Raw genomic sequence first — 2821 nt, forward strand, 5'->3', positions numbered from 1 at the left:
TGGTGTTGATATATGTTAAATGAAGTTTTCGGTAGTTGCATGCCTTGCAACCGTACTGGCCTGTTTCGCACTTGCGGAATATGCTGAAATCACCCATTTGGAACGGGCCTTTCAGGCATCCTCTCCCAAACTTTCAAAGGCCAGCCTTCGGGCTGGCCATTTTTTTGTCTGTAGCACGCGTCAACTAGGTGTCGGTGGTTCAGGCCACGTGGCCAAGCGCGCGTTTGACCGCTGGTATAATAGTATAAACCGCTTCGCGCTGCGCGCCGCGGTTTTCATGGTCGACGCAATAGCCCTGGTAATGCCGCCGGATCAGCCCGGCGCGCACCAGATCGGACACTGCGCGGCTGACATTGGTGCGCCCGGAATGGCGCAGCCGATCCCGCAATTCGGTGGCGATGGTCTGTTCGGCCTGCGCCGGATCAGCCGGCAATGTCCCTTTCCGCGCAAGTTGTGCGCGCACTTCTTCCACCACGGCGCGCCGCCGGGCGTCACGCTGTGCCATCGGGATCAGGGCATCGCTCAACCAGTCGCGCACGGGAATGGCTTGGCCACCTTCGCGCACATAGGGCCCCGCGCTGTCTGACGTGCCGGCAGCTCGGGCAATCAGATTGAGCACCATGAAGGTATAGCGCGGCCGGGTGGATACTTCGGCCAGCTTTTCCAGTACGGCCGGCAGATCGATGTCATGCGGCGGCTGGACCCGCGCCGCATCGGCGCCGCCATCCGGCCCAGCCACGGGCGCGCCCTTCCCCGCCAGCGCACGCCTTGGCCGCCGTCCGGCCTGTGAGGGCGGCAGCGACGTGGCAGGCTCCGAGGCAAAGAGATCGGGCTGAAACATGCGAACATTTCAAGCACAAACCGCCGCCCTTGTGAATCCCCTGGATGCACGTGCGGCCAGGCCCGTGTCGATTAGCCAGTGGTGACACTTTACCCAAGCGCCTGGGTAAAGTGTCAGTCGTGGCGCTTCGCGGGGCGCGCTGCGGCCGACCGTGCGCTCTAATGCTGCCAAACATGGTGGCCCCAACCAGTTGATGGATGCGGCCAAACTGGCCGCCTGACCTGCTGCGCCCTTGACGGCAGCCGGCGTAGCGGCCAGTCCGCGATCGGTTTGGTTTCAATAGAGGGCAGCGCGGATATGGGTTTCAAGGTCTTGGCGCAAAGCCTGGCGACCGCGATGGTTGCAGCGCTGCTCGTTCCCGGTGCGGCCGGTGCCGAACCACTGCTGGTCGGTGGCTATACCGGCGGGGGCGGCCAAGGCATTGCCGTCTATGATTTCGATGCCCGCACCGGCCATATCGCCGCGCGGCCGCAGCAGGTCATGCCGGCGAGCAATCCGTCGTGGCTGACGCTTTCGGCAGACAAGCACCACCTCTATGCGGTGAACGAAAACAGCGACGGCCAGCCCGATCCGGTGGGCCGGGCATCGGCCTATCGCGTCGATCCGCGCAGCGGGCGCCTCGCGTTCCTCAACCGCATCGGGTCATTGGGCGCAGAACCCACCCACGCCAGCCTCAGCCGCGATGGCCGTTTCCTGTTCATTGCCAACTATTCGGTTTCGGCCGATCCGGGCGGCACGCTGGCCGTGGCCCCGGTTCTGGCCGATGGCCGCCTGGCGCCAGTGGTGCAGATCAAGACCCACCGCGCCAGCATGGTCGACGCCGATCGCCAGGCTTCGCCCCATGTTCACTCGGTGGTCTCGTCGCCGGATGGCCAGTTTGTGTTTGCCCAGGATCTGGGCGCCGATCGCATTCAGATCTACCGCTATGACGCGGCGCATCCCGAGCATCCGCTCAGCGCGCTACCGGGGCAGCCGTTCCTGGCCCTGCCGCCGGGTTCGGGCCCGCGTCACATGGTCTTTGCCCCCGGTGGGCGGCAGGCCTATGTCACGCTGGAAATGGCCGGCGCGGTCGCTGTGCTCGACCATGCCGATGGGCATCTTACCCTGCGCAAGGTGATCCCGCTCACCCCGCCCGGCTTTGCCGGCAAGGTGGGCGCGGCGGCGCTGCATCTCTCACCCGATGGCCGCTTTCTGGCTGTAACCGATCGCGGCACCGACAATGTACTGGTCAGCTTTGCGATCGATCCTGCCGATGGCAGCCTGCGCCAGGTCGATCGCCACGCGGTCGATGGCGTGCAGCCGCGCGAATTCACCTTTTCCCCCGACGGGCGCTTCGTGCTGGTGGGCAACCAGGGCAGCGATGCCATTGTCGTGTTCCGCCGCGATCCGCAGACCGGGGTGGTGGGTGAAAAGATCCAGACGGTGGCGTTCAGTCAGCCATCGGCGCTGTTGTTCCTGCGCTGAACCGCCAACGCCACACCAGCGCGGGCAAAAGCAGCAGGGTCAGCAGCAGCGAGGTAGCCAGCCCGCCCAGGATCACCACCGCCATCGGCCCCTGGATTTCGCGGCCGGACTGGCCGGTCTCGATCGCCACGGGCAGCAGGGCAAAGGCGGTGACCAGCGCCGTAAGCAGGATCGGCGTCACGCGCTCGCGCGTCGCTTCCAGCAGGGTGTCGAGCGTCCACGGCCGCCCTTCCCCCAGCACCAGTTGATCGACATGGGCGACCAGCAGGATGGCATTGCGTGCGGAAATCCCGAACAGCGCGATGAAGCCAACCAACGCGCCCAGCGAAACCACGCCCCCAGTCAGCGCCACGGCTAGCACGCCACCGGCCATTGCCGGCGGCATCCCCGCCAGGATCAGCAAGGCCGGCCGCACCCCGCCAAAGGCCAGGATCAACAGCGCCACCATCGCCACGCCGGCAAGCGCGACATGCGCGAGCAGCTGGCGCTGCGCCGCTGCCGCGCCTTCGGCCGTGC

At 65.9% G+C, this 2821-nt stretch carries 3 protein-coding genes; 1 reads left to right on the plus strand and 2 read right to left on the minus strand.

Annotated features, from left to right (window positions below; genetic code table 11):
- Window positions 1-199 precede the first annotated feature (199 nt).
- The gene (locus H926_RS25960; protein WP_082209037.1) at window positions 200-841 is read right to left on the minus strand and encodes a hypothetical protein; all 642 of its coding nucleotides are present in this window, start codon (window positions 839-841) and stop codon (window positions 200-202) included.
- Between the two features lie 297 nt (window positions 842-1138).
- Between H926_RS25960 and H926_RS0106480 the strand changes: the two genes are divergently transcribed.
- Window positions 1139-2305 carry a lactonase family protein gene (locus H926_RS0106480; RefSeq protein ID WP_022675592.1) on the plus strand — a complete coding sequence of 389 codons (1167 nt, stop codon included), beginning with the start codon at window positions 1139-1141 and terminating at the stop codon, window positions 2303-2305.
- Here the strand turns inward: H926_RS0106480 and H926_RS0106485 are convergent.
- Window positions 2271-2821 (minus strand): efflux RND transporter permease subunit (locus tag H926_RS0106485; protein WP_028657675.1); only part of this gene is annotated, 551 nt, incomplete at its 5' end. The genes H926_RS0106480 and H926_RS0106485 overlap by 35 nt on opposite strands.

The organism is Novosphingobium sp. B-7, assembly GCF_000410615.1.
GTDB lineage: Bacteria > Pseudomonadota > Alphaproteobacteria > Sphingomonadales > Sphingomonadaceae > Novosphingobium > Novosphingobium capsulatum.